This window comes from Mycobacterium sp. IDUB_36, assembly GCF_055419225.1.
This window is the reverse complement of sequence record NZ_JBVAXH010000001.1, coordinates 3,315,105-3,341,578: the sequence shown is the minus strand read 5'-3', so window position 1 is coordinate 3,341,578 and position 26,474 is coordinate 3,315,105. Positions and strand designations below refer to the sequence as shown.

Annotated in this window: 27 protein-coding genes; 4 read left to right on the top strand and 23 right to left on the bottom strand. The window is 66.6% G+C overall.

Annotated features, from left to right (window positions below):
• Position 1: 1 nt before the first annotated feature.
• On the bottom strand, positions 2 to 790 hold the full coding sequence (locus ACZYW1_RS16640) for an FkbM family methyltransferase (RefSeq protein ID WP_463787286.1): 789 nt from the start codon (positions 788 to 790) through the stop codon (positions 2 to 4).
• A gap of 15 nt (positions 791 to 805) precedes the next feature.
• Positions 806 to 1,885, bottom strand: a complete 1,080-nt coding sequence (locus tag ACZYW1_RS16635) for a glycosyltransferase family 4 protein (protein WP_463787858.1) — start codon at positions 1,883 to 1,885, stop codon at positions 806 to 808.
• 206 nt (positions 1,886 to 2,091) lie between these two features.
• Here ACZYW1_RS16635 and ACZYW1_RS16630 point away from each other — a divergent pair, with 206 nt between their 5' ends.
• Both ACZYW1_RS16630 and ACZYW1_RS16625 read left to right on the top strand, forming a co-directional pair.
• Positions 2,092 to 2,958, top strand: a complete 867-nt coding sequence (locus tag ACZYW1_RS16630) for an FkbM family methyltransferase (protein WP_463787285.1) — start codon at positions 2,092 to 2,094, stop codon at positions 2,956 to 2,958.
• Positions 2,955 to 3,785: a class I SAM-dependent methyltransferase gene (locus ACZYW1_RS16625; RefSeq protein WP_463787284.1), complete on the top strand. Its 831-nt coding sequence runs from the start codon at positions 2,955 to 2,957 to the stop codon at positions 3,783 to 3,785. The genes ACZYW1_RS16630 and ACZYW1_RS16625 overlap by 4 nt, the downstream gene beginning before the upstream one ends.
• 12 nt (positions 3,786 to 3,797) lie before the next feature.
• Here ACZYW1_RS16625 and ACZYW1_RS16620 read toward each other — a convergent pair whose 3' ends face one another.
• The 20 genes from ACZYW1_RS16620 to ACZYW1_RS16525 all read right to left on the bottom strand — a co-directional run bounded on the left by ACZYW1_RS16620 (position 3,798) and on the right by ACZYW1_RS16525 (position 24,121).
• Complete coding sequence (locus tag ACZYW1_RS16620; protein WP_463787283.1) at positions 3,798 to 4,535, bottom strand: cephalosporin hydroxylase family protein; 738 nt, start codon at positions 4,533 to 4,535, stop codon at positions 3,798 to 3,800.
• Between the two features lie 21 nt (positions 4,536 to 4,556).
• Positions 4,557 to 5,495 (bottom strand): TIGR03621 family F420-dependent LLM class oxidoreductase, encoded by a 939-nt coding sequence (locus tag ACZYW1_RS16615; RefSeq protein WP_463787282.1) that lies wholly within the window; start codon positions 5,493 to 5,495, stop codon positions 4,557 to 4,559.
• 77 nt (positions 5,496 to 5,572) lie between these two features.
• Positions 5,573 to 6,298 (bottom strand): class I SAM-dependent methyltransferase, encoded by a 726-nt coding sequence (locus tag ACZYW1_RS16610; RefSeq protein WP_463787281.1) that lies wholly within the window; start codon positions 6,296 to 6,298, stop codon positions 5,573 to 5,575.
• 35 nt (positions 6,299 to 6,333) lie between these two features.
• Positions 6,334 to 7,380, bottom strand: a complete 1,047-nt coding sequence (locus ACZYW1_RS16605; RefSeq protein ID WP_463787280.1) for a glycosyltransferase family 4 protein — start codon at positions 7,378 to 7,380, stop codon at positions 6,334 to 6,336.
• 11 nt (positions 7,381 to 7,391) lie between these two features.
• On the bottom strand, positions 7,392 to 8,483 hold the full coding sequence (locus tag ACZYW1_RS16600; RefSeq protein WP_463787279.1) for a transferase: 1,092 nt from the start codon (positions 8,481 to 8,483) through the stop codon (positions 7,392 to 7,394).
• Positions 8,480 to 9,736, bottom strand: a complete 1,257-nt coding sequence (locus ACZYW1_RS16595; protein ID WP_463787278.1) for a methyltransferase domain-containing protein — start codon at positions 9,734 to 9,736, stop codon at positions 8,480 to 8,482. The genes ACZYW1_RS16600 and ACZYW1_RS16595 overlap by 4 nt, the downstream gene beginning before the upstream one ends.
• On the bottom strand, positions 9,733 to 11,196 hold the full coding sequence (locus tag ACZYW1_RS16590) for a hypothetical protein (protein ID WP_463787277.1): 1,464 nt from the start codon (positions 11,194 to 11,196) through the stop codon (positions 9,733 to 9,735). The genes ACZYW1_RS16595 and ACZYW1_RS16590 overlap by 4 nt, the downstream gene beginning before the upstream one ends.
• A 52-nt stretch (positions 11,197 to 11,248) precedes the next feature.
• On the bottom strand, positions 11,249 to 13,267 hold the full coding sequence (locus tag ACZYW1_RS16585; RefSeq protein ID WP_463787276.1) for a glycosyltransferase: 2,019 nt from the start codon (positions 13,265 to 13,267) through the stop codon (positions 11,249 to 11,251).
• A complete protein-coding gene (locus tag ACZYW1_RS16580; RefSeq protein WP_463787274.1) occupies positions 13,264 to 14,739 on the bottom strand; it encodes a flippase in 1,476 nt (491 codons plus the stop codon). Before ACZYW1_RS16580 ends, ACZYW1_RS16585 begins: the two co-directional genes overlap by 4 nt.
• Complete coding sequence (locus ACZYW1_RS16575) at positions 14,739 to 16,265, bottom strand: sugar transferase (RefSeq protein WP_463787273.1); 1,527 nt, start codon at positions 16,263 to 16,265, stop codon at positions 14,739 to 14,741. The genes ACZYW1_RS16580 and ACZYW1_RS16575 overlap by 1 nt, the downstream gene beginning before the upstream one ends.
• Entirely contained in the window at positions 16,265 to 17,059 is a 795-nt protein-coding gene (locus tag ACZYW1_RS16570; protein WP_463787272.1) for a WecB/TagA/CpsF family glycosyltransferase, read from the bottom strand. Before ACZYW1_RS16570 ends, ACZYW1_RS16575 begins: the two co-directional genes overlap by 1 nt.
• A complete protein-coding gene (gene rfbC, locus ACZYW1_RS16565) occupies positions 17,056 to 17,637 on the bottom strand; it encodes a dTDP-4-dehydrorhamnose 3,5-epimerase (RefSeq protein ID WP_463787271.1) in 582 nt (193 codons plus the stop codon). Before rfbC ends, ACZYW1_RS16570 begins: the two co-directional genes overlap by 4 nt.
• A complete protein-coding gene (locus tag ACZYW1_RS16560; protein WP_463787270.1) occupies positions 17,634 to 18,683 on the bottom strand; it encodes an NAD-dependent epimerase/dehydratase family protein in 1,050 nt (349 codons plus the stop codon). Before ACZYW1_RS16560 ends, rfbC begins: the two co-directional genes overlap by 4 nt.
• 31 nt (positions 18,684 to 18,714) lie before the next feature.
• Positions 18,715 to 19,377, bottom strand: a complete 663-nt coding sequence (locus ACZYW1_RS16555) for a PIG-L deacetylase family protein (protein WP_463787269.1) — start codon at positions 19,375 to 19,377, stop codon at positions 18,715 to 18,717.
• A complete protein-coding gene (locus tag ACZYW1_RS16550; RefSeq protein ID WP_463787268.1) occupies positions 19,374 to 20,171 on the bottom strand; it encodes a glycosyltransferase family protein in 798 nt (265 codons plus the stop codon). Before ACZYW1_RS16550 ends, ACZYW1_RS16555 begins: the two co-directional genes overlap by 4 nt.
• Positions 20,172 to 20,384: 213 nt before the next feature.
• Positions 20,385 to 21,515, bottom strand: a complete 1,131-nt coding sequence (locus ACZYW1_RS16545; protein WP_463787267.1) for an acyltransferase family protein — start codon at positions 21,513 to 21,515, stop codon at positions 20,385 to 20,387.
• Between the two features lie 243 nt (positions 21,516 to 21,758).
• Positions 21,759 to 22,043, bottom strand: a complete 285-nt coding sequence (locus tag ACZYW1_RS16540; protein ID WP_463787266.1) for a WXG100 family type VII secretion target — start codon at positions 22,041 to 22,043, stop codon at positions 21,759 to 21,761.
• A 35-nt stretch (positions 22,044 to 22,078) separates the two neighbouring features.
• Positions 22,079 to 22,375, bottom strand: a complete 297-nt coding sequence (locus ACZYW1_RS16535; RefSeq protein ID WP_463787265.1) for a WXG100 family type VII secretion target — start codon at positions 22,373 to 22,375, stop codon at positions 22,079 to 22,081.
• Positions 22,376 to 22,414: 39 nt separating this feature from the next.
• Complete coding sequence (locus ACZYW1_RS16530) at positions 22,415 to 23,812, bottom strand: PPE family protein (RefSeq protein ID WP_463787264.1); 1,398 nt, start codon at positions 23,810 to 23,812, stop codon at positions 22,415 to 22,417.
• Positions 23,813 to 23,821: 9 nt separating this feature from the next.
• Positions 23,822 to 24,121: a PE family protein gene (locus ACZYW1_RS16525; protein WP_463787263.1), complete on the bottom strand. Its 300-nt coding sequence runs from the start codon at positions 24,119 to 24,121 to the stop codon at positions 23,822 to 23,824.
• A gap of 434 nt (positions 24,122 to 24,555) precedes the next feature.
• On the opposite strand from ACZYW1_RS16525, the gene ACZYW1_RS16520 reads away from it, so the two are divergent.
• Both ACZYW1_RS16520 and ACZYW1_RS16515 read left to right on the top strand, forming a co-directional pair.
• The gene (locus tag ACZYW1_RS16520; protein ID WP_463787262.1) at positions 24,556 to 25,227 is read left to right on the top strand and encodes a TetR family transcriptional regulator; all 672 of its coding nucleotides are present in this window, start codon (positions 24,556 to 24,558) and stop codon (positions 25,225 to 25,227) included.
• A 133-nt stretch (positions 25,228 to 25,360) separates the two neighbouring features.
• Positions 25,361 to 26,020, top strand: a complete 660-nt coding sequence (locus ACZYW1_RS16515; RefSeq protein WP_463787261.1) for a TetR family transcriptional regulator — start codon at positions 25,361 to 25,363, stop codon at positions 26,018 to 26,020.
• Positions 26,021 to 26,022: 2 nt separating this feature from the next.
• On the opposite strand, the gene ACZYW1_RS16510 is transcribed toward ACZYW1_RS16515, so the two are convergent.
• Positions 26,023 to 26,424 carry a PAS domain-containing protein gene (locus tag ACZYW1_RS16510; protein ID WP_463787260.1) on the bottom strand — a complete coding sequence of 134 codons (402 nt, stop codon included), beginning with the start codon at positions 26,422 to 26,424 and terminating at the stop codon, positions 26,023 to 26,025.
• Positions 26,425 to 26,474 lie beyond the last annotated feature (50 nt).

Genomic DNA, 26,474 nt, shown 5'->3' with positions numbered 1-26,474 from the left:
CTCAGGACGGCAGGAAGACGAAGTTGTTGACGTAGGTTCCGCGCGTCGTCCAGCCGTCTTTCCAACCGGCGATGTTCGCCGGATCCTGATGCCGGACCGGATCGAATTCGTCGATCGGAAGCCGGTTTTCACCGACGGTGAAGAATCCGCTGTAGCCGAGTCCGGTCAGAAACTCGGTGATCGCGGCGACCGCGCCGACGTGGTGGCGCTCTTCGGCTTCGACCACCAGGGTCGGCCGTTCGCGCCGCAACGTGTCGGCCGCGCCGCGCAGCACCGCGAGCTCGTGGCCCTCGACGTCGATCTTGATCAGCCCGATATCGCTTAATTCCATATCGTCGAGTCGGGTGACCTCGACGTCGATGGTCTGGACCGGGCTGCCGTCGTCGTCGGCCAATGAGTTGGCCGCGTCGATGGTGCTGCGGCCCGGGTCGAACTCCAATACCCGCATCGCCGTGGTGCCGGGCTGGTCGGACAGCGCGATCGCCTCGATGCGCACCGCCGCGCCGACGGCGTTGAACATGTCCGCAAGCGCCCGGGCCTGGGCCGGTCGCGGCTCGAACGCGACGACCGATCGCGACGACGCCAGCATGGCGATGCTGAATTCGCCGACATCGGCGCCGATGTCCAGCGAGATCCGGTTCGGGTCGCACAGCGACTGGACCAGGCGTATCTCGGCGTTGGACGCCGCGAGTCGGCCCAGGATGCGGTACTTACGCCGGTAGAACGACCGCGGCGCAACGGCTTTGACCAACGGCGCGAGTGAGCGCTTGGCCGAGACGGCGACAGACATGTGACATCCCTCTGATCAGGCCGTTGCGCGAACGGATTCCGGCTTCACGTTGGCGACCGATGACGTCATGACGTCGGTCAGCACATCCAGCAAGCCCTCGGTGCTGTGCTGGATGCTGAAGTTCTCGTCGTAATGCCGCGCGGCCGCGGCACCGCACCGTGCGGCGGTGCGCGCACTCGCCAATCTGTCGAAGGCAGAGGCCAATCCGTCGACATCGTCGATACCGACGGGCGGACACCCGGGCGGCTGGAACTCCGGGAGTGCGCCGGCGGTGGACACGATGGGCATCACACCCAACTGCATCGACAACAGTTGTACGCCGCTCTGCGACGCACGCCGATGCGGAGCGAGGGAGGCCTTGGCGGCGGCGAGCGTGGCGACGACATCGTCGTAGCGGTACTTGCCCGACAACCAGCGGGTGTGCGCGGGCAGGGTCCGGCCCATCGCCGGGCCATCGCCGATGAACACCAGATCGTCACCACGCCAGTGCTTCCCGGCAACATGGCGCTCCCAGGCGTCGAGCACCACGTCGACGTTCTTGTACGGGTTGAGCCGGCCGAGCATCACGAAGTCGCGCCGTTCCTCGGCGCCGACGAACGGTGGGACAGCCGTCGCTTCGAGGTCGCTGCACAGCGGAACCATCCGCACGTCGGTGCCGGCCACGTCACGCCGCCGGGCGATCTGTGTCGCAACGTAGTCGCTGCAGGCCACGGTGGCCGCCGACGCCGCACCCCAACGGTCGAACACCGCCGTCTTGTACGCGGGCAGTTGTTCGTCCGGATCGTGTGGGCGGTCGTCGTGCACCAGTTGGATGCGGGGCGCCGTCCCGGCCAAAGCGATCCAACGCGGGTCGGTGACCAGCTCCGCGATCACGACGTCGGGCCGGTATCGGCGGGCGCGGCGCCACGCGGCGAAGTGCGGCGACCAGGTCGCGGCCTTGCGGAACTGCGGATCGAGCACCAGCTCGTAATCGCGGGTGTCGGATTTGGGGAAGTACTGATCCGACGTCACCAGCAGAACGTCAACGCCGCGCGCGCGCAACGCTTCTGCACGCACCCGCGCCAGCTGCCGCATCCCCGGCGACAGCCACAGCACCCGCAACGAATGCGCTGCGGGTCGCACGACCTTGCCGCGTCCAGCGGTCATCTGGATTGCTGTCCCCTCATTGTGGTCGGCACGCCGCACCAACCCGATCACCAACTGAACCGCACTGTACATACTTTTAGGATGATTAACAAGATTTTGAACTACTTCTGGTATCCTTGCCCGAACGGGCTCTCGCGTGGCAGGAAGGCGCTTGAATGGTGTCGGTGGCAAACCGCGGTGACGTGGTCAACTGGGCTGCGAAATACGCGACGGTGCGAAACATCGGACGGTACCTGGGCCGCCATGCGATGGCCACCACGACGGAGGTGCTGTGGCACCGGCGCCGGGGACAGGACCTTGCACTGACTGTCGCCGACCACTTCGCCCGGCCCGGCGCGACCGTTGTCGACGTGGGCGCGAGTTGGGGCTTGTTCACCTATCACCTCGCGCGCCGGGTCGGAAAGTCCGGGCAGGTGTACAGCTTTGAGCCGCATCCGGCCAATGCGCCGATGCTGGGCAAGCTGGCCGCGGCCCGGCCGCATGTCCGCTTCAGCCCATCGGCCGTGTCCGACGTCGCCGGCCAGGCACGACTTCAGGTCCCGCGACAGCAGACCCGGCTGGTGACCGCGCAGGCCAGCCTGGCCCACGGATTCGACGGCCAGGGTGTCGATGTCGAGACGATCGACGTCCCCACCGTTCGGCTCGACGACGCGCTCGGACCGGTCGCCCGCGTCGACTTCGTCAAGATCGATGTCGAAGGGCACGAGCTGTCGGTATTACGCGGCGGCGCTTCGCTTTTCCGCCGATCGCATCCGACGATCCTCATCGAGATAGAGCAGCGTCACCTCGGCACTCCGATCGGGGATGTCTTCGCCGAACTCGAGGCGCTCGGGTATCACGTCTTCTCCGTCGCCGCGAACGCGCTGCGGCCGATCGCGCAGTTCGACGTCGAACGCGATCAGATGTCGATGGTCCGCTCCGGTGAGTTCCACCCGTTCGCCATGCCCGACGATTACGTCCACGACTTCTGCGCGGTGCGGACGCCGGGGTTGCTGGCCGGCCTCCCGGTCGGCTCGCGATGACCATCACCGGTGACCGGCTGCCGAACTTTGCCGAACACGACGAGGACAGCAAAAACCACCTCATCGAATCACCCATTGTGCCAACCGGATACGTTCAGCGATACCTGAACCGCGAGTCGGCCCGCCGGGGGACCGACCGGACGGCGTTACGAGTACTCGACGTCGGGTGCGGGCGAGGCGACACGGTCGCGTGGCTGTGCGCCGCGGGTTTCGACGCGCACGGCACCGACGTCCGCACCGACTACATCGACCGGGGCCGGGAATACCTCGACCGCACCGGTGCCGATCCGGCCCGCCTGCAGCCGATGAATCCCGATTTCAGCTATCCCTTCGCCGACGGCATGTTCGACGTGGTGCTGTCCGACCAGGTCCTGGAGCACGTCGCCGATCTGGGGGCTTTCGCCGCCGAAGTGGCCCGGGTTTCCGCGCGCGGTGCCGGCGGACTGCACATCTGGGATGCCAAGTGGCGTCCCGTCGAAAGCCACCTGCGGGCGCCGATGGTGCATTGGCTGCCGAAAGGACCGCTGCGCCGCGCCGGTGTCACGGCCGCTCTCCGCTTCGGATTGGCGGCCCCCTACTTCACCGATTTCGCGCTGCACGAGCGCGCCGAGATATTCGGCCGGTTCAGCGAGGACGAGACGTTCTACCGGTCCGTGCGGGCCAGCATCAAGACCATGCAGCAGCACGGACTGCGTTGCGACGCCAAGCTTTCCTCGCGCGAGAAGATCGGTGAGCGCCTTCCCAGCGCACCCAGAGCCGCGCTGCCGGCACTCGGCTGGCTCTACCGGCACATGTTCAGCGTGTACCTGCAGACCGTCAAACCCTGACCCGCTCGCCGGTCAGGCGATGCAGCGCAGAAAGCCCCGTGGGGTCGAGGTGAACACCAGCTTGGACGCGTAGTCGTCGTCGACCGCGAAACGGCAGTCCGGCCGGGCCAGGAACTCGTCCACGGCATTGGCCGGGGAGTTGCCGTGGTGCCACGGGCGGTTCGGGTAGACATCCTCGGACAGCGCCTCGATCGCGGTGTCCTGCACGACGACAAACGATCCCGTGCCGACCAGCGGCGAGTAGGCCTCGAGTTCGGCGAGAACGTGATCTTTGGTGTGCAGCGAGTCGAGCACCACCAGCACCGGCCCGCGGTCGCCGACCATCGACGAAACCTGAGCCACCGTGCCCGGATCGATCGACGATCCCTCGACGAGCTTGATCCGATCGGCCAGCGGGTGGGCCTCGATCGCTTCGCGGTTGTGACTGCGGATGTCGACATCGACTCCGATGACGAAACCGTCCGATCCGAGCAGTTGCATCATCGACGCGTAGAGGGCCAACGAGCCACCGCGCGCCACCCCCGTTTCGATCACGACCGCGGGTTTCACCGTCCAGCAGATCTCCTGCAGCGCAATGATGTCCGGGGGAAACTGGATGATCGGCAGCCCGAGCCAGTCGAAGTTGAACACATAGCGGTGCGAAATCAGCGACTCCGTCATACGCACGGCCTCCTTGCCGAGCACGTCGTCACTACCCAGCTTCGCGATGTTGCGGCGACGCTCTTCGGCGAATTCTTCGAGATCTCCCATGACAGGTTTCTCCTTGGTCGCTCAGGTTCCGGCGAGTCGCGCCACGATCGGCGCCGCCGAATCCAGATCGGATTTGAGTTGGATGTATGAGATGCCGAACCGTTCCCGTCGCTCGACCAACAGGTCGCAACAGCGATCGACACTGCCGGACAAGACGGCAGGCGAATGGGCGTGGAGCTCCGGATCGGCGCGCAGATGCTCGTTGAACGACGATCGGGACGCCGGGCGCCCCTCGACTTCGGTCAGGTAGACGTTGAACTGGATCTCGACGTCGTCGACCGCCCGGCCCGCCGCACACAGTTCCTTTTCGACGAGCCGAATCTTGTTGCCCACCTCGGTAGCTGACAAATCGGCCGCGGCGTCGGGGCCGAGCGTCCCCGCGGTCATTCTGGGGTGGACGGCGATGATGTCGGCTTGCTGCGCGGCCAGCCGAAGCATGCGGGGCCCACCGCCGCCGAGCAACAGCGGCGGGTGTGGGCGTTGCACGGATTCGGGTGTGCCGTCGAGACCCCGCACCGTGTAGTGCCGTCCCTCGAAATCGGCCGGGCCGTCGGCGAACAGGAGCTTGAGCAATCGCACCGACTCGCCGACCCGCTCGATCCGCTCACCCGGTGAGTCCGGTGGCAGACCCATGCTGCGGAAGTCGTCGGCGAGCCAACCGGCCCCGAGGCCGATTTCGACCCGTCCGCTGGACAACACGTCGAGCATCGCCATGGACTTGTGCACCATCACCGGGTGCCGGAAGTCGTTGCACATCACCAAACTCAGCAGGCGCAACGACGACGTCGCCTCCGCCGCCGCGGTCAGCGCGACGACCGGCTCCATCTGCCAACCGGCGATGTGTTCGGCCACCGCGACGGTGCTGAAGCCGAGCTCTTCGATCCGCCGGATCTGGTCGCGCCATGTCGCAGGCGAGTCGAACCGCGGCATCGGTGCGATGAAGCGGAAAGGCCGCACCACATTCACCCCCCTTGTCTCTCATGTTCCCGGATGGTGTGCGGCGCTGCACTGTCTCCGTTACCGGCCGGCGGACCGGCCTAGATGTCTTTGCGAAAGATGGTCGCGCAGTCGACAATCGGCGGCCACGGCACCGCCTGCTGACGGACGACCGTGAGACCGTGGAGCCGGCACTGCTCGGCGACGAGTTCCTTGCTCGCGTTGCTGCGCCAATGCGGATTGCGCTTGATGCTTTTGTGCGCGCGGTCACCGAGGTCGGAGTGGTGCAGAAAGCCCGAGCCCCCGGGCGCGAGGACGCGGGCGAACTCGCCGATGTAGGCCGCCAGCACGCTCTTGTCGAAATGCACGGCGGAGTCCCAGCAGTAGATGGCGGTCACCGACGCGTCGTCCACCATCCGCAGATCGCATCCGTTGTTCTGATGGTAGGTGACTTCGCAGCGGTTGCCCAACGCGCGCAGGCGTTCCCGCGTCTGCTCCAGCGCCTGCTGGTTGTAGTCGACCGCGATCAGCCGCGAGGTCAGCTCGCTGAGCTTCTCGGTGTTGCGGCCCGCACCCGGTGAGAGCTCGAGCACCGTGCTGAAGTCGAAGTCTTCGATCAGCGGGCGGATGGTCCCGATCCACTGTTCGTGGAACTGGCCCTCCGCCTCGCGGAAATAGGTGTCCCACATGTCATCTCGCGCGCACTGCCGCAGGTTCGCCGCCTTCGACGGCAGCAGGTGCGCCGTCGTGAGGTCGGACAGCCGGCCGACCACGCGCTGAACGAGGCTACGGGTGTCGGCGGTCGGCGGAACAGCGGTTGGGCTCATGACGTTCTCCTGCGGTGGTTGGGTCGTTGTGGTCGTCAATTGAGACGGTTGCCGAGAACTTCGTTGATCACGTTCATCAATCCGTCGGCGACCATGTCGACGGTGAACTTGTCGGCGTAATGACGCGCGGCCGAGGCGCCCCGCAGCGTTGCGGTGAACGGGTCGGCCAGATCGTCGAACGCGGCGGCCAGCCCGTCGACGTCGTCGACACCCAGCGGCGGGCAGCCCGGCGGCTGGTATTCCGGAAGTCCGCCGACGGTGGAAACGATCGGCATGACGCCCAGTTGCATCGAGAGCACCTGGACTCCGCTCTGCGAAGCACGTCGGTAGTGCGCCACGGATCCCTTGGCGGACGCCAAGGTCGTCAGGACCTCCGAGTAGCGGTACCGTCCGGGCCGCCAGCGCACATATTCGGGCAGCGACTGAAGCACCAGCGGACCGTCGCCGATCAGCACCAGCTCGTCACCGCGCCAGCTGCCCCCGTCGACATGCTGCTGCCAGGCCTGCAGGACCACGTCGATGTTCTTGTAGGGGTGCAGGCGGCCGACCATGACGAAGTCGCGTCGCGCCTCCGGATCTGCCAGCGGCGGAACCAGAGTCGGGTCGAGATCGCTGGCCAACGGCAACACGTGCACCGGTGTGCCGATCACGTCCCGCCGGGTTGCGACGGCCGCGGCCACATAGCTGCTGTAGGTGATCGTGGCCGCCGAGCGGGCGCCCCAGCGGTCGAACATCGCACGCTTGAGGAACGGCCGATGCTGGACGGGGTCGTTGCCGCGGTGGTCGTGCACCAGCTGGATGCGTGGAGCCCCTGAGGCCAGCGCCATCCAGCGGGCGTTGCACACCGATTCGGCGATCACCACGTCGGGCCGGTAGTCGCGCACCTCATTCCAGGCGGCCATCGTGTGCGGCCAGCTGGATGCGGCACGCTCGCGGGGGTCCAGCACGAATTCGTAGTCGCGAGGGTTCCCCGACTCCGGGTGTTCGTCGGATGTCATCAGCAGAACCTCGACGCCGCGACGACGCAGCGCCTCGGCGTGTACGCGCGCCAAGGGGCGCATCTGCGGTGAAAGCCACAGCACGCGAGTAGCATTCACAACGCCGCTATCGGGTCGAGGGACCAGCGTCCGTTGAGCTGTGAGTACCGTCGTCTTACCTCCTCGTACAGTTCCGGAATGGTCAGGAAGACGCAGTCCGGGTCGGCGTCGACGAGCTCCTCCGGCGAGATGATCGCGACGTTGGTTCCCGAGATGCGGCGGCCCTGCTTTCCCGGGGAGGCGTCGGCGATCGCTCGCACCAGGCGCCGGTCGACGCCGGCGATGCTGAACAAGGCCGGCACCCGGGACGATGCGCCGTATCCGTACACCCTTCGCCCGCTGCGCGCCTGAGCTTCGAGCCAGTAACGCAGCCGCGCGGCGTGACTCTCTGCCACCCGCTGCAGGCGCCCCACCACGGCCGCTTCGGTGATCCCGAACTCCCGCTCACGCCGCAGGATGTCTTGGACCCGCCGGTCGGGTTCGACCGATCCGTGCACCGCAGCGACCAGAACGGTCCCGCCGTACAGGTCGAACTCCCAGGCTGTCGCGATGCTCATCCCGACCGCGTCCAGTAGTTCGGTGAGCGCCAGCAATGAGTAGTAGGCGAAGTGGCCGTGCCGCAACGCATTCCACTGCCCCTTGTCGACGATGGCCAGCAGCGAATGAAATTGCAGCAGCAGCACACCGCCCGGTGCGGTCGCCTGCGCCCGCAACCGGAATGCCGCGCGCTGATCCGCATCGTGCATGATGCCGAACGAGTCGAGCACGACGTCGGCGATGTTGGATCCGCTGACTTCGGCGAACCCGCGCTGGGCCAGCAGCGGCAGCCACGTGCCACCGTGCGGGCTGCCGAATTCCCGGACGGTGCCCCCGCGCAACAGACCGGCCTCGGCGGCCCGCTTCACCGCCCGCGCGGCCTGATCCCGCAAGGCCTCCGGCTCGATGCCCCGCGGTTCGGAGGTCACCGTGTCGTCGTCGCCGAGCTGAGCGAGGCCGCACCCGGCGCACAAATCCATCGCCAGCTCGTGCGACGACTCGTCCGAGCTCACCGGATCGGATACCAATGGAAAGTGATCTGCAGCAGGCACTTTCCCGACGTCGAGAACTCGACTCAGGTCAGTGCCCCCGCACCCCCGACACACGCTCATGCCGGCACTGCCCCCGGCACGTTGCCCACCAGCATGCCCCGGCCCTGCAGGCTGGGCGGGAAGACGAGTTCGCCACCCCAGTCCTGGACATAGCTGAGTTGTTGCCGCAGTTCGGTTTCCAGATTCCACGGCAGACCGAGCACGACATCCGGCTGGTCCCTGGCGATGGCCTTCGGATCGCGGATCGGGATCCGGGTTCCCGGGGTGTAACGACCATGCTTGTAGGGATTGCGGTCGACGATGTACTCCAGCAGATCGCTACGGATTCCGCAGTAGTTGAGCAGGGTGTTGGCTTTGCCCGGGGCGCCGTAGCCGACCACACGCTTGCCCTCGCTGCGGCACTGCAGCAGGAATCGGAGCAGATTCTGGCGCAGCGTCTCGGTGCGGTGACGTAGTTCGAGGTATCCCTGGACGCGGTGCAGTCCCGCCGCCTTCTCCGAGCGCAGCACCTCGACGACCCGCTCACTGGGTGGTGGGGCGATCCGGGTCGGCTGGGCCCAGATCCGCAGGGAACCACCGTGTGTCGGTAACACCTCGACGTCGACTGCCGTCAGGCCGGCGGTGGCCAGGGCGCGGCTGGCCGACAGGAGTGTGTAGTACTGGAAATGCTCGTGGTAGATCGTGTCGAACTGCGCGTTACGCACCAGCGGAAGGGCGTGGTGCACCTCGATACTCAACCAGCCGTCGTCGGCCAGCAGCGTGCGCAACGATCGGGTGAACCCGCGCAGGTCCGGAATGTGGGCGTAGACGTTGTTGGCCACCACCAGCGACGCCGGCCCGTGTTCGGCCCGGACCCGCCGCGCCAGCGTCTCGTCGAGAAACTCGGTGACCGTGGGGACGCCGCGCTCGCGAGCGGTGGCGCCCACGTTCACCGACGGTTCGATGCCCAGGCACGGAATGCCCGCGGCGACCACATGCTGCAGCAGGTATCCGTCATTGCTGGCCACCTCGACCACCAGCGACTCGGAGGACAATCCGAGTCGTTTGACGGAATCCTTGACGAACTTCTTCGCGTGGTCGACCCAGCTGTCGGAAAACGAAGAGAAGTAAGCGTATTCGGTGAAGGTGTCCTCCGGCGTGATGAGCGCCGGGATCTGCAACAGCAGGCAGTCCTCGCACAGCCGCAGATGCAACGGGAAGGTCGGCTCGGGCAGGTCGAGCTCGTCCGGGTTCAGAAACTTTTCGCAGGGCGGCGTCGCGCCGAGGTCCAAGATGCTGACCAGTCGGTCCGAGTCACACAAACGGCACTTCATCGAATCCTCACTTCGTCCATGGGTACGGCATCGCCGTCCGCGGAAACGTCTGCGGCGGAGCCTTTTACGGTGTGCTCGGTGGCGGTGGCCCGGTCCGTGGCATGGCTGCGTACGCCGTCGTGGATCAGCTCCCCCAACCCGTGCTGGTAGAGCCAGAGGCTGTTCTGCTGACCGGTGAACGACGCCTCGCCCGACATACCGCCCCACGGGGTGAACCCGCTGCCCAACCCGATTCCGAACAGGCCCGGTATGGGCCGGCCTTCGGCGTCGAGCAGCCGGGCGTCCGAACCCACCGCGGGGCCGGTGCGCGCCAACGGGACCGGATAACCGTCCTTGTCGAACACCGGAACGGTGGCCAACCGGTAGCCGAACGCCGACACGATCAGGTCGGCGTCCTCGAAGAGCGCGACCAGCTCCGGCCGCGACATGTCGCCCAGCGACCGCAGAACGGCGCGGTGGTCGGGCGCCATGCCATCCTTGCCGTGCATGCGTCGCCACATCTGCCGGCCGTCGCCCTGCAGCCCGCCCAGTCGGTGCACCCGGCCGGTGGCCTGACAGACGTCAGTCTCGGCGAAGCGGTAGGCATCGGCCTCGGCCTCGGCACGCGAGTAATAGGTGACCCGGGGCTCGGTGCGGTACAGGATCTGAACGCCGTGGTCGTCGAAACACGCTTCGGGCATGCGCTCCAACAGAATCCATGCCGACGAGAACGCGCTGTGCGAACCGCCGACGATCACCGCCCGCAGCGGCCGGTCTTTGCTCGCCAGCAGCTGCCCGACCTGTTCTGCCGCGCCGTGGGTGAGCAGCCGGTGACTCGAGATGAGCTTGTGCCGCCAACGCGCGAAGTCGGTGCCGGTGGCCCGCTCGACCCCCTCCCACGAGGTGTTCGGCCGACCGCCCAGGGCCATCACGGCGCTGGCGGCATGGATGCTCTCGCGCTGACCGTCGTCCGTGCTGATGACGGCGACGATCGAGCCGTCAGGCTGCAGGTGCAGCGCCCGTGCCGTCGTGTCGGCGTAGACCCGGCTGGTGGGGTGGCGGCCGATTTCCGCACCGATCGCGGTGTGCACGCGTCGTTCGAACCGGTCGACCAGCTCCAGTGGCGGGTGGCCGGTACGCCACGCCTCCATCTCCTGCGTCACCGGATCGCGCCGGACTTCCAGCAGCGCCGGCTCGCAGTCCGGACCGTCCAGGCACTCCAGGAACGAGCGGCCGGGCGAATCGGCGTTCAGTGCGTAGTGGCCCAGCGAGCTTCCACCGGTGCTTCGTTCCACGACCGCGACACCGCGATCCAGCCAGGGACCGAGCCGGCCGTTCTGCGCCGCCCAGACCAGCGGCCCGGTGCCCGCCGGGCCGCCGCCCAAGATCACCGTCTCGAACGCGGGCCGGCCTTCGGCGACAACCGCTCTGTTTCCGCGTAGTTGTGATGGGACAAGCTTTTTCAACAGTGAACGGAGCATCACAGTTCCCCCCTTTCAGGCCGATGAGTGTGGGCTGGTCGGCGACTCTGGTTCACAGCACCGCCTCGATGGCGTCGACGTAGGCGTCGGTCATGGCGCCGACGGTGTAGTGCGCGCGCATACGTTCGTAACCGCGCCGCCCCACCGCCGGCAGCACAGCGGGGTCGGCCAGCACGGCGGCCAACTGGTCCCGCCACGCCGACACCGTGATCGGTTCGACGACGAATCCCGCTGCGCCGAAGTCCAGCATGTCCGGGATCGCGCACACCGCCGACGCGGCCACCGGAACACCCCGGCCCATCGCCTCGACGATCGCCATCGGAAAGGCTTCGGAACGGCTTGGCACACAGAGCAAGTCGGCGTCGGCCAGCGCCGGGCCGGGGCCCGCCGACCAGCCGCGCCACTGCACCCGGTCGGCCAACTCCGTCGGCGTGGCGGCCTGCAACCGTTCCCGGTCGGGGCCGTCGCCGAAGATCGAAAGCCGCCAGGGCAGGTCGGTCAGGCTGCTCAGCGCCTCGATCAGGACGTGCGGATTCTTGTGCTCGAGGATCCGCGAGAGCATCACCAGGTGCGGCGGGTCGCCTTCAGCACGAACTGGCCGCACCGGCAGATCGGGTGACGGAACGCCGTTGGGAGCGACGAAATGGCGTCCACGCAGGGTGTGCCGGGCCAGCATCATCTCCCAATGCCGCTGCGCCAGAACGACGAATCCGTCCGAACGGGACATCGCCGCGGCCAGCGGTCGCGAGTAGATCCGCCGGTCCGGCTCGGGCGGTACGTGGGGTGCAACCAGCCAGTGACGACCGGCACCGCCCGCCCGCCACAGCGTCGCGAATCCCGTCTCGGTGTTGGTGTCGCCGCTGATGAGCACGGCGGGACCAGCGGGAATGTCCAGGGCCGGCGCCCACCACGGTTGGCGCACCACTCGCACACCGTGCGGGATCTCCTTGATCAGGGGTCCGAGCCGCTGCATGCACACGACGGTCACCGGGTAGCCGCGACGGTGCAGTTCGCCGGCCAGCAGCGCCTTCTGACGCTCCGCGCCGCCGTACACCAAACGGTTGGTGGTGATCACCACGGTGAGCCGGTCCGTGCGGCGCTGCGCGGCGATCGCGCCGCGCCGGATCTTTCGTCTGGACCGCTGGACCCGGTCCAAAAGGGTTGTGCCGGCCAGGTATACATCGGCCTTGTAGACGCCGTGCTGGTGCTCGAGCAGCAGCGCCGCATTCGCCCGCAACATGTCGTTGTTACGCAGGCGCTCGATGGGCGCCACTTCGGCGCCGTGCGTGGCGCCCGGCCCGCCCGCGGTGGGGTCGAGCGCGGGATTACCGTGCTCGACCGGAAGTTCGTCGGCCATCACCAGCCGCCACCCGGCCGCTCGGGCGCGGTGCTGCCAGTCGGCCTCTTCGCCGAAGAGGAAGAACTCCTCGTCGAAGCCGCCGATCTGGTCCCAGGCCGCCCGTTTGAGGGCGATGCAGGCCCCGGCCATGTAACCGTCGATGTCCGACGACTCGGCGGGTTTGCGGGCGTACAGGTGCGACAGTGCGGTTCCCCGCAGCGCAGGGCTGTAGCCGGTAGCCGCGACCAGCGCCCGGGTCAGCGTTGCCTGACGACTCACGTGGTCCCATGGCTGGGGGCCGCCGATCGCCTCGTCGAGCAGCATGGGCGCCACCGCGGCGACGTCGGGCCTGCGGAGCAACTCCACGGTCCGGGTCAGCGGCCCCAGCAAACGGGCATCGGGGTTGAGCAGCAACAGATCCGAGCCCGCCGGGGTGTGCTCGACCAGTGCGTTGAGGGCGGCGGCGTATCCGATGTTGACCGGCCCGAACACCCAGTGCACGTCGGGGTGACGCGCGGCCAACTCGTCGCGGCCCGGGTAATCGGCACCGCTGTTCTCGTACACATAGACCGGCAACCCGGGCATGTGCTGGTGCAGGCTGGCGAAGCACTGCTCGAGCAATTCATGACTCTTGTAGGTCACGATCACCACCACCAGGTGGGACCCGGACCGCGGCGGGGGCACACCGCGGTCCGGGAGCTTCAGGTAGGCCCGGTCGGCCACGCGCGTCATGCGATCACCTGCTTACGACGAAGTGTGGACAGGTTCGACCAGTCCACCGGGCCGATGGCCAGGTTGACCGCCAGGTACACGATGGCCGCGGCGCCGAGCACCACGATGACATGCTGGCCCGAAAGTGTCAGCGCCACAACGACGCTGACCGCGACAGGCAACAGCAGCCGAAGCATGAACGATGTCGGCGTCCGGTAGCCGCACGTGCGGCGCAGCCACCAGCTGGCCAACAGGAACCCGAACAGTTCGGTGCAGACCAGCGAGAACGCCGCGCCAACCGCACCGAACCGGCTGTCCAACAACAGATTCAAGGTGATGTTGAAGGCCAGCGAGACGACGAATGACTGGAAGAAGAACCGCTGCTGATGGCAGGCGAACAACCCTTGACCGAGGGTCCCGGTGACGAACCGGAGGGCGACCGCGACGAACAGCAACGCCAGGGTCGGGGCTCCGCGACTCACATAGTCCTGATCGCCGAACAACTTGATCAACGGGCCTGCCAGCAGTGCGCCGACGGCGGCAACCGGGACCGCCAGAGAGCTCATCAATTCGACGCTGCGGCGTAGGAAGCCGGCGAAGGCGGCGACGTCGCGGGAGAACAGCGAGGTGGCGGTCGACAGGGTCGACTTGAGGAAGAACACCGACAGGGCCTCGGTGTTGAATGCCACGGTGTAGGCCAGGCCGTACACGCCCACTTCGGCGTGGGTGCTGACCAACGAGACGATCACCCCGTCGGCGCGCCAGTAGAGCACCCCGATCACCATCACCCCGAGCAGCGGCAGGCTTTCGCGGAGCAGGTCGGCGGCTTCTCGTGGCGCGAACGCCGGCCGTAGTGTGACGTGACGCGCGGCCGCGATGCCCTGGATGAGCAGTTGCAGCGCGGGCGGGATCAGTTGGGCGACGGCGAACCAGACCACGCCCTGCCGGGTGGTGACCAGCCAGGCGACCGCGCCGAGCGTGGCCGACCGGCTGGCAACGTCGGACAGCGCCACCGCCGCGAACCGCACGGTGGTTTGGAAGATCGGCTCGAAACGTGTTGTCAGCGTGAGCATCAGCAGCTGCCCGGACAGCACGACGAGCATGATGCGCACGTCGGCGTCGCGGTAGACGAGTATTCCGGTGACGGCGGCCAAGGCGGCCAGCGGGACACAGTAGACCAGCGACAGCGCACTGTTGACCCGCACCAGTCGCTCCAGCTCGCCGCGGCCGGACGTCACCCGTCGTACGACGACGGTGCCGGTGCCCAGGTCCGCGAGGCTGGTCCACATCCCGATGAAGGCGACCGCGATGGTGAGCTGCCCGTAGCGGCCCGGGCCCAGGTAGCGCGCCGTCATCGCGACCGAGAACACCGACGCGAGCATGCCCAGTACCCGGCAGACCAGTTGGATCGACACCGCGTGCGCGATACGGGTGTGCGGGATCGCTGAATCTTCCACGGATGCCTGCACATCCGCTGCTGTGGTGTCAGTCATCAATACGCCCCGTCACGAGCCAGGACGGCCTTGATCGTCTTCGCGATGATCAGGGCATCACTGGTCATCGACCAGTTGTCGACATATGACAGGTCCAGGCGGACCGACTCGTCCCACGACAGATCCGAGCGACCACTCACCTGCCACAGCCCGGTCACCCCCGGCTTGACCAACATCCGCCGTTTGACGTCACCGTCGTACTTGGCGACCTCGCGTTGCAGCGGCGGCCGCGGTCCGACCACGCTCATGTCCTGGGTGAGCACGTTCAGGAACTGCGGCAGCTCGTCGATGCTGAAGCGCCGCAACATCTTCCCCACGGTCGTGACTCGCGGGTCTTCGCGGATCTTGAACAGCATTCCGCCGGTGCTCTCGTTGAGCGTGAGCAGCTTGTCGATCTGCTGGTCCGCGCCGTCCACCATGGTGCGGAACTTGAACATCTTGAACGGCTTGCCATCGAGACCGATGCGCTCGGACGGATAGAAGACCGGGCCCTTGCTGGTGAGCTTGATGGCGATCGCCGCGGTGATCAGCAGCGGCGAGGTGCCGATCAGCGCGGCCAGCGCGAAGCAGAAGTCGAACGCGCGTTTCTGGAATCGTTTGGCTTCCTTGTATTGTGGCTTCTCCACGTGCAGCAGCGGGAAACCCGCGACGGGCCGTAGGGCGAGCCGGCCCTCGGCAACGTCCATCACGCCCGGCGCCATCACCAGGTCGACATCCATCGTCTCCAGCCGCCACATCAGCTGCCGGACACCCTGGACCCCGAATCGTTCGGTCCCGGTGAGCGCCACCGTGTCCGCGGCGCAATGACCGATCGCCGCGACCGCGTGCGCGTCGTCGCCGAGAATCGGTACGTCCCGGCCGTTGATCACCAGCTTCTTGCCACGCGACGGCCCATATCCCGGGATACCGCACCCGACAACGACATACCCGTCTCCGGCGTTGCGGGTCAGTTCCTCGGCCAGATGGGTGACGGCTTTGCGGTCGCCGATCGCCAGCACCCTGGTCTGGTACTTGCCCAGCGCTCGCCGGCGGGCGATGTGGCGGCGCCACCAGACCCGACTCACCAGCAGAGCGAACGTGCCCACCGGCAGAGCCACCGCCAGATAGCCGCGGGCCAGGAAGATCTTTGCGAGCAGCGTGGCCATCGCGATGATTCCGAACGTCCAGAACGACGCACTGATGATCCGCCGGTACTCCTCGAGTCCACCGCCGATGATCCGGATCGAGCGGGCGTTGAACATGGCGATCGACGTCAGCCAGAGGACGGCGAAGCCGATCGAGAACAAAGTCATCACCGGACCCGGGTAGCCGGACACTTTCGGCGAGTCCCCGAATCGGACCAGCTGAGCGAGTGCGACAGCGGCACAGACGATCACGGTGTCGCTGATCCGCAGCCGGGTTGAATACCAGTGCAGCCAGCGCCGCGCCGGCTCGGTGTTGGGCGTCGGTGGCGCCGGAACGACCGGCGGTTGACCGACACGCGCGGTGATCGACCTCGAGACCGGGCTCGACACTGAGGACGTCATCATTGCTCGAAACCCCCGTAGGCCACGCCCGGGTAGCAGATCAGCTGCGCGCGCACAGCCCGCAACAGCGCCCCGGGGCCCTGCAAGAGGTAGCGCCGCGCCAGCCGGCGGGGTTCACGGCTCAACCGGTACAGCCATTCCAGGCCGGACCGCTGCATCCACGCGGGTGCCCGCAGCTGCCCGCCGGCCAGGAAGTCGATGGCGCCGCCGCTGGGCAGGAAGATCCGCGCGCCGGTCGCTGCCCCGTGCCGGTCGATCCACTGCTCCTGACGCGGTTTACCGAGACTGACGACGAGTATGTCGGTGCGGGCCGCGAGGATGTCGGCTTCCAAAGCCTCGGAGCGCGAATCGATCTCGGCCGCGTCCGGTGACCACATTCCCGAGATCGCCAAGCCCGGGTGGCTTTCGGCCAGCCGCTGTGCAAGACGCTGGTGTGTCTCGGGGCTGCCGCCGAAGAAGCCGACCCGGCTGCCCGTCGCATCGGCCAGCGCGAGCACCTCGGGCAGCAGGTCGGCACCGGTGATGCGGGGCCAGCTGCGGGCCGTCAGGATTCGGCCCCGCCACGCGATCGGCATGCCGTCGGCGAGCAGCAGCCATTCCAGCTGCCCGACGGGCGCCGCACTGACGGTCCGGAAGTGGTGCAGGTGATCGAGGTTCACCGAGCCGACGGCCAGGCCGGTCGTTGAGTCCGAGCGTAACCGCGAGTCGATGATCGACAGCACCTCGTCGGTGTCGCGACGCTCGACGATGCTGCCGCTGACCACCATCCGCACCGCCACCGCCGACGCGGTCATGATGCCGCCCGGGCCGGCGGAACGCGCAGCGTTCCGGTCAGCTGGTCGACCGAGCGCAGCAAGGGCCAGTTGGCATCCTTGCCGGAGACGACCGTGACCGGCAGTGGCCAGTCGATCCCGAATTCCGGTTCATCCCAACGGAATCCCTGCCCGGCGCCGGCCTGATACGGACCGCTCATCTGGTAGAAGACCTCGGTGTTGTCGGCCAGGGTCTGGAAGCCGTGGGCCACGTAGGGCGGCAGAAACAGAGCCCGGCGGTTGTCGGCGCTCAGCTGCACCATGACGTGCCTGCCGTAGGTCGGCGATTCCGGGCGGACGTCGACGGCGACGTCGGCGATGGCACCGCGAGTGCACCTGACCAACTTGGCCTCTGCGTGCGGCGGCACCTGACGGTGTAGTCCGCGCAGCGTGCCGCGGGTGTAGTTGTAGGAGATGTTGGTCTGCACGACACCGGTGAGCAGTCCGAACTCCTCGAACTCCTCGGCGCAGAACGCCCGGGAGAAGAAGCCGCGGTCGTCGCGGTGCGGCTCGATGTCGACGATCATCACGCCGTCGACGTCGGTCGGGGTGTACTTCACCGCAGCTCTCCGTTCCAGAACAGCCGCTCGTCCACCTGACCGGACTTCAGCAGGTACTGAATCTGCTTGAGCCGGGTGTGCCCACGTCCGTTGAAGGTCTCCGGGTCCATCGCGATGCTGTCGAACACCCGGTGCAGCTGAGTTGCCCCCGCGGCGACGTCCCACTCGGCACGGAAGTCGGGGAACACGTCGCGGATCTTTCCGAAGGCCACCCGGTAGCTGCGGTTGTCGGCGCTAGGCGGGCCGAAAGACAGTTCACAGCCCGGGAATTCGGCGCTCACCGTCTCGGCGATTTCACGGACCGTGCGATTGTTCTCGTCGCTGCCGACGTTGACGACGAGCCGGTGCACCGACTGGCGGTCGGCCCGCAACGCGCACCGGATGGCCTGGGCGATGTCCAGCGCGTGCACCAGCGGGCGCCACGGCGTGCCGTCGCTGGTCATCTTGATCTCGTGTTCGGTCCACGCCAGTCCGGCCAGGTTGTTCAGCACGATGTCGAACCGCATCCGCGGCGAGGCCCCGAAGGCGGTCGCGTTGCGCAGGAATGCCGGCGAGAAGTCGTCGTCGGCCATCGCACTGACATCCTGCTCGACCAGGGCTTTGCATTTGGCGTACGGGGTGAGCGGGTTCATCGGGCTGGTCTCGTCGACGGTGCCATCGGCGATGCCGTAGACGCTGCACGACGACATGTAGATGAAGCGGCTGACGCCGGCGCGCTTGGCGCAGTCCGCCAAATGCACACTGCCGTGGTGGTTTACCTGATAAGTCACGTCGCCGATCAGATCGCCGATCGGGTCGTTGCTGAGCTCGGCCATGTGCACGATCGCATCGAAGCCGCGCAGGTCGTCGGGCGTGACGTCGCGGATGTCGCGGACCAGCGTGGCCGGGGCGACACGGTCCGGCGCACCGGCCAACTGACCGCGGCACAGCCACCCACTCTTGTAGTAGCCGGTGTCGAGACCGACCACGTCGTGGCCGTCCTCGATCAACACCGGGGCGAGCAGACAACCCAGGTAACCTTCGATGCCGGTAACCAGCACTCGCACTGTTCTCGTCCTCCGTCGTCTGTGGTCGGCGCTAGTTGACCGAAAAGTCGGAATCGGGATCCAGGACCGCTTTTTCGATCGTGAAACCCTCGGCGTAGCGGGAGCGGCACTGCACCCCGCGCACCCGCATCAGGCCGAGGAAGGCCTCGTCGTCGAACCAGCCGCGGCCGGCCTGGGACGGGTAGCACTCGGCAAGCAGCCGCGTCTTGTGGTGCGCGGCGTCCTCGGAGATCGGAAGGTAGAGCGTGGGATTCGGCAGATCCGACTCCCACTTCAAAATCTCGTAACCCAACACCAGGTGGTCGCGGAACTCGGTCGGGATGAGCTCGGCGAGCAACCGATGGTCCTGGTGATAGTCGGCGCGCTGCGGGCCCAGGACCATGTCCGGTTCGCAGGTGCGGCGGAAGTCGGCGAGCGTCTCCTTCACCGTTCCCCAGTTGTCGGGAAGCCGCCCATCGGGAAGGTCGGCGACCGTCAACCGGACATCCGCGGTCGGGCACAACGCGGCGAACGCGTCCTTCTCCTCGACCTCACGGACGGTGCCGCCACCGGTCAGCACCAGCGCGTGAATCACCAGATTCGGCTTGTCGCGAGCGATTTCGATGAGCGTGGCGCCGGCTCCGATGACGATGTCGTCACAGTGGGCGCCGATGACGGCCACCGAGTTCAGGTTGACCGGCGTCAGCGACATCATGCGGACTTCTCCACCGGGGCGTCGTTGTTCCACACCATCCAGGGATGAATCCCCTTGTAGTAGTTGGCGTCCAGCTCGGCACGCTCCTTGAAGGTGTCGGCCGGCCGCCAGAATCCGTCGTGCTGGTAACCGATCAACTTGCCGGTGCCGGTCAGCGCCATGCAGGCATCGGCGACCAGGTCACCGTTCTCCGGGATCAGATCGATGACGTCCTGCTTGAGCACGAAGTAGCCACCGTTGATCCAGATCGGGAACCGCTCGATCGGCGCGATGTCCTTGATGTCGCCCTGCTTGGTGATGTCGACACAGTGGAACGACGACTTCGGCGGGACGACCAACATCGACGCGGTGGCACCGGCGGCGGTGGTGCGCTCGACGATGTGGTCGAGCGGCGCGTCGGTCAGCACGTCGGCGTAGTTGGCCAGGAAGTACTCGTCATCGCCGAGGTACTTGCGGACTCGCCGCAGGCGCTCACCGATCGGCGACTCCAGCCCGGTGTCGACGAACGTGATGGTCCAGTCGTCGATGTCGGAGTCGAAGAGCTCGACATTTCCCGACTTCATGACGAAATCGTTGGATTCGACCTCGCGGTAGTTGAGGAAGAAGTCTTTGATCTTCGCCCCGCCGTAGCCGAGGCAGAGGATGAACTCCCTGTGGCCGTAGTGGGCGAAGTACCGCATGACATGCCAGACCAGCGGCCGCGGCCCCACCATCTGGAGTGGCTTGGGCACGACGTCGTCTTCGGCGGTGCGCATGCGCATGCCGTAACCGCCGCAGAACAGGACAACCTTCATCTTTGTCGACCCTTTCCCCGAGCCGGCTCCCACAAACCGACCTTCACTATTCAAGGCAGTATACATACTTTTAGGATGTTGTGAAGCTCATACCAAACTCTTTGCTTTTCATCACAGTTCTGGCCACCTCGACCGGCCGAACGGGGGACGCAAACACCCAGCCAGCGACCGCAACCACGTCCGCTCCAGTTAGCGGAGCAAACTCTCGGTAGCTCAGCGAGGTTGGACGGCGACCGCGAGGCGCGCCACGTCATCGCCCGATCGCTGAGCGCCACTCTCGAAGCGGCGTTTGAGCCTCAGTAGCGGGGTCTCGAAAAACCGGAAGCTCAGGTAGGCAGCCAGAATCACCGCGCACAGCGTGCCGGCGAAGAGCAGCGGTCCATGGTCGAGATGCACAGCCCGGCGCACCACATTCGCGCACAGCATGTGCAGCAGGTAGACGCCGTAACTGATCACTCCGACGAAAGCCAGTGGTCGCCAACGCAGGAGCGGGTGCAGCGATGTCCGCTCGACAAGACACGAGCTGACCACGACAGCGACCATCAGGCACTGGGTGGCTTGCTGCGGCGCGTCCAGCGCCATGGCGGCGAGCAGCGCCAGCGCCGCGACCGGGGCCGACCACGCCCGGCCGAAGACCGTCGCGAGCGCCGCGAAACCGCGAGCGGTACTCGCTGTCAGCGCCGCCGCCGACGCCAGCAGGATGGGCAGCGACAAGCTGGCCGGAATGCGGCCCGGCAGCGCCGTCGCATCGGTGAATTGGCCGGCGCCCTGCGAAATACCCACCAGCACAGCAAGAACCAGCACCGGCACCCAGACCCTCTGACGTCCGAGCGCGAGCGCCCCGACGAGCAGCGGCGGCCACAGCAGATAGAACTGCTCTTCGGTCGCCAGCGACCAGGCGAAGTAGAACGTCACCGAATTGGCGTGACCGAGGTCGACGAACCAGTTCGACGTAAAGCTCAGGAACGCCGGCAGGTGCTCGAAGAATTGCCTGCCGTCAGGTTGGCCTCGACGGGTGGCCGCGACCAACAGGACGTACAGCAGCAGGGTCGCATAGTAGAGCGGAAAGATCCGCAGTGCGCGGCGCGCGTAGAACTTCCGCAGCGAGATCCGCTGCGTCGATCGATGCTCGCGAATCAGCAGCGTGGTGATCAGGAAACCGCTGATGGCGAAGAAGAAGTCCACCCCCAGATAGCCCTTGGTGAACAGCGACGTGCCCGTCGAGCCCGAGGTGTGATGCCACACGACCGCGATGACGCTGAGCGCACGCAGACCGTCCAGCGCGTCGAACCGGGCAGTGGACTGGAAGCGGCCGTGACTCGCCCGGACGAACGACCCCGTCACGCGCAAGCTCCCGGCTTGATTGTCGACCCCAACAGCAAACAGCAAAGATGTGCTGGCTCGGCCGCCGGCGCGTCCATTCCCGACCCGTCGTGGACCGCGGAGGCGGGTGCCGATCGGCTTGCCAGGGGTTCAACGTCGGCGGTGAGCGACCGCCGCCGGCTTCCCGACGGCCGGTAGATCGCCCAACTATTCATACTTTTTGGATGAACAACTCGCTCCGACAAACTGTGCGTTTGAGTGCTGTCAGGCCCAGCTGGAACCGACGGCGGCGTCGGTGCTCGACATGTTGTTGCCGGCGGTCTGGACCTTCTGGCCGTGGCTGTTGGCCTGCTCGTAGATCACCTGGAAGTTGCGACCCAACGAGGTGATGAACTCCTGGCAGGCAGAAGAACCCGAGCCGCCCCAGAAGTCACCGGCAGCCAGCACATCGCGAACGATGGCCTGGTGCTCGGCCTCCAACGAGGCGGCCTGAGCGCGGATCAGCGCGCCGTGGGCGTCGACATCGCCGAACTGGTAATTGATCGACATAATTGTTCTCCCAAACCTTTTCGAGTGATGACCGGCTAGCTGGACAGGATCTGCTGAGAAGCCTGCTCTTGGCTCTCGTAGTTGTTGGCGTCGCGGATCAACCCGTCACGCACGCTGTGCAGCATGTTGACGATGTTGCGGAAGGCCGTGTTCATCTGACCCATGGTGTCGTAGGAGGTGGCCTGAGCCATACCGCTCCAGCTCGCCCCGGCGATGTTCTGGCTCGAGGCCCACATCTTGCGGGCCTCGTCCTCGACGGTTTGGGCGTGGACGTCGAAACGGCCTGCCATGGACCGCATCTCGTGCGGGTCGGTCATAAAACGTGTGGGCATGATGTTCTCCTTGGTTCAGTTGATGGATGGAGGCCGCGGCTAATTCGTCGCCGGTGCGGTGCCGTTGGCCGGCACATAGACGATCGCCGGCCGGTACCCCTGCGGCGCATGACCGTTCGGGATATGTCCGTTGGACGCGGCGGGCTCCACTCGAGCCGACTCTTCGGCCGGGTAACCGGCGGCCGGTGGGCGCGCCATCACCTTGGAGCGGGTCCCGTACTTCACCGCTGCAGCGCCGGCCCCAGCCGCGGCACCGGCGGCCGCCGCCCTCGGCAGCCCACCGAGCACCATCGGAGCGCCACCTTCGGCCGTGCCGATTCCGCTGGCGGGCATCAGGATCGGCGTACCCATCGGAACGACGGCGTCCATCGGCTGAGCGGCCGACCACAACCAGTTCTGCGGCACCGACAGCTGTCCCAACTGCGCACCCTCGCCCACACCGGCCCACGCCTGCGCGCCGAATGCCGGCTCCATCGCCGCTCCGCCGGCCGCCGCCGCAGCACCTTCGGCCCCACCCGCAGCAGCGACCGCTCCTTCGCCGCCACCCGCGGCCGCCGCCACCGGCTGCATCGACTGGTTCTCGGCGGTGTAGATCATCGGCGCGAGCGCGGTCACGCCCATCTGCATCGCGAAAAAGCCTGGCAGGATTGCGGTCTGGCTGATGATCTGCTGGATGAGCGAGCCGCTGTCGATGGCCCCGGTGATGGGGTTCACCGTGCCGGTGGAGCCCGTCGAGGCCGTCCCGGTCAACCCGAGCGCGTTGAGAATGTCGGTCAGCAACGAGTCGGACGACGTCGACGCGGCCGGTGACGTCATGCTCTGCAGCGCATTGGTGATGGTCTGGGTCACCGATCCCGTCGAGTTACCGGCGGCCTGGTTCACCGCCGCGGCCTGATTGGCCAGACCTTCGGCATTGGCCACCGTCGGGGGCGCGCTGAACGGCGTGAAAACCGAAGCCGCAGCGGCATTGTCGGCATAGCCGTACATCGCGGTCGCGTCTTGCGCCCACATCTCCATGTACTGGGCTTCGGTGGCCGCAATCGCCGGGGTGTTCTGCCCGAAGAAGTTGGTGGCGATCAGGGACATGAGTTGCGCCCGGTTGGCCGCGATGACCGGCGGAGGAACCGTCATGGCGAACGCCACGTGATAGGCGCCGGCCGCCGAGCGGGCCTGCCCGGCCGCCTGCTCGGCCTGGGTCGCGGTGGCAGTCATCCAGTCGACGTACGGCGCGGCCGCGGCGGCCATCGCTGTCGAGGACGGGCCCTGCCAGGGGCCGCCGGTGAGGGCGCTGATCAGCGACTCCGACGACGCGGCTGCCGAGTGCAACTCCGAGGCCAGGCTGTCCCACGCCGAGGCGGCGCCCAGAATCGTGCTCGACCCCGGCCCGGCGTACATGAGCCCCGAGTTGATCTCAGGCGGAAAAGCGCCGAAATCCATGCTGTGGTCCTAGCGAGCCGACGCCGCGTTGGCGGCTTCGGTGGCGGCGTAGGAGCCGGAGCTGGCCTGCAGGGTATTGACCAGCATCTCGTGCACCGCGGCAGCCTGCGCGCTCACCGATTGGTAGAGATTGGCGTGCACGACGAACTGCGCGGCGGTCAGGATCGAGACCTGATCGGCAGCGGGCGGCTGAATTCCGACGGTCGGCGCGGCGGCCGCGGCGTTCTCGGCCTTCACTCCGGCACCGATCCCCGCCAGGCTGTCGGCGGCCTCGGCCAGCGATTCCGGCTGTGTGGTTACGTACGACATGTGCTCTCCTCACAAACACTCATCGATCTCGTACACGCGTGACGGGTGCGCCGGCTGCGGCATTGCGGCCACGCGCTCAACAAACCCACCTTCTTGTTGAGAGCACTATTACATACTTTTCGTATGGTGTGAAGCCTAGGGCAAACTAAACGTCGTTAACACTTGATAAACTCGGTCAGAAGCTGTTAGCTTCCTTTGACCTCATACCGACTGAGTGTCGATGCGGCCCTTACAGCCTGCGCGCCGCGTCGATCGCTATTTTCAGACCGTCATTGCATTAAGCTCGAACTACTGCGCCTCGAAACCAGGGGCCGTCAAACGCTCGTCCGACCGCGCCTCAAGCCCGTGGGGCGCTCGTCGCGCTCGACCGACATCACCTCGAGACCGAGGGCCTGCTGCCGGACGCTCGCGGCGGAAGCAGCACTAGGTGGCCCTTGATGAACGAGTCGACCGATACTCGCGCCGATTCCACACGCCAGCAGATCCTGCGTGCCGCCGCCCGAAAATTCGCCCAGCTCCCGTTTCATCAAGTCGGCCTCGACGATGTGCTTGCCGAAGCCGAATTGACCAAGGGCGCAATGTATTTCCACTTCCGCTCCAAGCACGCGCTGGCGCTGGCGATCATCGACACCCAGATCTCCCGATCCGAGGAAGCGATCCACGAACTGCTGGCCCGCAAGCTGTCGGGCCTCGAGACATTGATCGACTTCTCCTACCAACTGGCAGTGCGTGACATCCGTGAGGACATGTCCCGGGCGGCTCTGCATCTGGTCGAATCCATCGGCCGGCTCGAGGGACTGCAGACCAAACTGCACCGGAGTTGGATCGACAACCTCGCGGTCGCCGTGCAACGGGGCATCGGTGAGGGCGATGTCGTGGAGAACACCGACCCACGAGATGTGGGTCGTCTGCTGGCCTCCTCCTACATGGGTCTGCGTCAGACCGCCGACCTGGATGAGCCGGGACACTTCCTCAGCGAACTCGAGAAGATGTGGGCGCTGATGCTGCCCGGCTTTGCCCGTCCCGAGCGGGTCGACTACTTCCGCCAATTCATCAAACGGCGGACCAGAATCGCGATCGGAAGCACATCGGCGCTGGCAGGCTGACGTGACCGCCTCGTCGCGCCCCGGGGCATCGACCGGCCGAGGCCGGCCGGCCCGCCTGTTAGGCTGTGCCGCCACACCAGACTCACAACCGATGGTCCGGACTAAGAGACCGAAAATCCGGAGGGATTAATCGATGGCCCGCCAGGTTCGATCGGAAGCGACGCGGCGAAAAATCCTCGACGCCGCGGTTGACGTATTCACGGAGGTCGGGTTCGCGTCTGCCGATCGCGGCGCGATCATCGAACGAACCGGCATGACCAAGGGCGCCTTCTACCACCACTTCGACTCGATGGAGGCGCTGGCGTCGGCCATCATCGAAGACGGCGCCAACCTGGTGGTATCCGAACTGGGCGCGATGTCGGACTCGTTCTCGCCGGCGCTGGAGAACATCCTGCACGGCACCTTCGTCACCGCGGACCTGTTCGCCACCGACAAGGTCGTACGGACCGCCGAGCAGCTGACCCTGGCGTTCGGAAAGTTCAACGACAGCGCCGGCAAGGCGTACGCCGCCTGGATCGAGGCGATGACGGCGGAAGCCCGGCGGGCGATCGCCGAAGGCGACATCCGCGAAGATCTCGACCCTCGGATGGTCAGCGAATCGATCATCGGCGCGACCTTCGGTGCCCGGATGATGGGCCAGAGCACTGGCGACGGCAATGACCTGGTCCGCCGCCTGACCCACATGTGGGAGCTACTGTTTCCCGCGATCGTCACCGAGACCTCGCTGGGCTACTACCGCGAGTTCCTGGCCCGCGAGGCGCTGCGCCACGTCGAGCCCGACAAGCCGGCCTAGATCTACGGCTCGTTAGCCCACAGTTCTTCGGTGAGGTCCTGGAAGGTGGCCAGGGCGATCTCGTCGTCCGCCCGACGCAGCGCGGACCTGCTCATCAGCGCCCGCACGGTCGTGCCGTCCTTATGCGCCAGCTCGACGACCATGTTCGCCAGGCCGTCGACGACCGAGAGCACCGATTCCGTTTCGAGTGCGCCGTAGAAGATGTCGTAGAACCGCAGCCGGACCAACTCGTCGGCGTCCCGGCCCAGGATGTCGGCGAAGGCCGTGTTGGCGAAGACGATCGTGCCGTCTTGCAGCACCGCGAGCATGGGGACCGGAATCCGCTCCAGCAGAACCAGCGCCGGCAGCTGCTTGAGCGCCTCGATCGGCGATGGGCTGGCCGGTACGGTTCGTCGTCGGTCCACCACGTGATTATTGTGCACCGCGTCATTCGTTACCGAATGCGGCGCGGACG

What these genes read in the sequence shown, in the direction of transcription:
- ACZYW1_RS16640 (WP_463787286.1), bottom strand. Translation starts at nt 790, where the DNA reads ATGTCTGTCGCCGTCTCGGCCAAGCGCTCACTCGCGCCGTTGGTCAAA.
- ACZYW1_RS16630 (WP_463787285.1), top strand. Translation starts at nt 2,092, where the DNA reads ATGGTGTCGGTGGCAAACCGCGGTGACGTGGTCAACTGGGCTGCGAAA.
- ACZYW1_RS16625 (WP_463787284.1), top strand. Translation starts at nt 2,955, where the DNA reads ATGACCATCACCGGTGACCGGCTGCCGAACTTTGCCGAACACGACGAG.
- ACZYW1_RS16620 (WP_463787283.1), bottom strand. Translation starts at nt 4,535, where the DNA reads ATGGGAGATCTCGAAGAATTCGCCGAAGAGCGTCGCCGCAACATCGCG.
- ACZYW1_RS16610 (WP_463787281.1), bottom strand. Translation starts at nt 6,298, where the DNA reads ATGAGCCCAACCGCTGTTCCGCCGACCGCCGACACCCGTAGCCTCGTT.
- ACZYW1_RS16600 (WP_463787279.1), bottom strand. Translation starts at nt 8,483, where the DNA reads ATGAGCGTGTGTCGGGGGTGCGGGGGCACTGACCTGAGTCGAGTTCTC.
- ACZYW1_RS16595 (WP_463787278.1), bottom strand. Translation starts at nt 9,736, where the DNA reads ATGAAGTGCCGTTTGTGTGACTCGGACCGACTGGTCAGCATCTTGGAC.
- ACZYW1_RS16590 (WP_463787277.1), bottom strand. Translation starts at nt 11,196, where the DNA reads ATGCTCCGTTCACTGTTGAAAAAGCTTGTCCCATCACAACTACGCGGA.
- ACZYW1_RS16585 (WP_463787276.1), bottom strand. Translation starts at nt 13,267, where the DNA reads ATGACGCGCGTGGCCGACCGGGCCTACCTGAAGCTCCCGGACCGCGGT.
- ACZYW1_RS16580 (WP_463787274.1), bottom strand. Translation starts at nt 14,739, where the DNA reads ATGACTGACACCACAGCAGCGGATGTGCAGGCATCCGTGGAAGATTCA.
- ACZYW1_RS16575 (WP_463787273.1), bottom strand. Translation starts at nt 16,265, where the DNA reads ATGACGTCCTCAGTGTCGAGCCCGGTCTCGAGGTCGATCACCGCGCGT.
- ACZYW1_RS16570 (WP_463787272.1), bottom strand. Translation starts at nt 17,059, where the DNA reads ATGACCGCGTCGGCGGTGGCGGTGCGGATGGTGGTCAGCGGCAGCATC.
- ACZYW1_RS16555 (WP_463787269.1), bottom strand. Translation starts at nt 19,377, where the DNA reads ATGATGTCGCTGACGCCGGTCAACCTGAACTCGGTGGCCGTCATCGGC.
- ACZYW1_RS16550 (WP_463787268.1), bottom strand. Translation starts at nt 20,171, where the DNA reads ATGAAGGTTGTCCTGTTCTGCGGCGGTTACGGCATGCGCATGCGCACC.
- ACZYW1_RS16540 (WP_463787266.1), bottom strand. Translation starts at nt 22,043, where the DNA reads ATGTCGATCAATTACCAGTTCGGCGATGTCGACGCCCACGGCGCGCTG.
- ACZYW1_RS16535 (WP_463787265.1), bottom strand. Translation starts at nt 22,375, where the DNA reads ATGCCCACACGTTTTATGACCGACCCGCACGAGATGCGGTCCATGGCA.
- ACZYW1_RS16530 (WP_463787264.1), bottom strand. Translation starts at nt 23,812, where the DNA reads ATGGATTTCGGCGCTTTTCCGCCTGAGATCAACTCGGGGCTCATGTAC.
- ACZYW1_RS16525 (WP_463787263.1), bottom strand. Translation starts at nt 24,121, where the DNA reads ATGTCGTACGTAACCACACAGCCGGAATCGCTGGCCGAGGCCGCCGAC.
- ACZYW1_RS16515 (WP_463787261.1), top strand. Translation starts at nt 25,361, where the DNA reads ATGGCCCGCCAGGTTCGATCGGAAGCGACGCGGCGAAAAATCCTCGAC.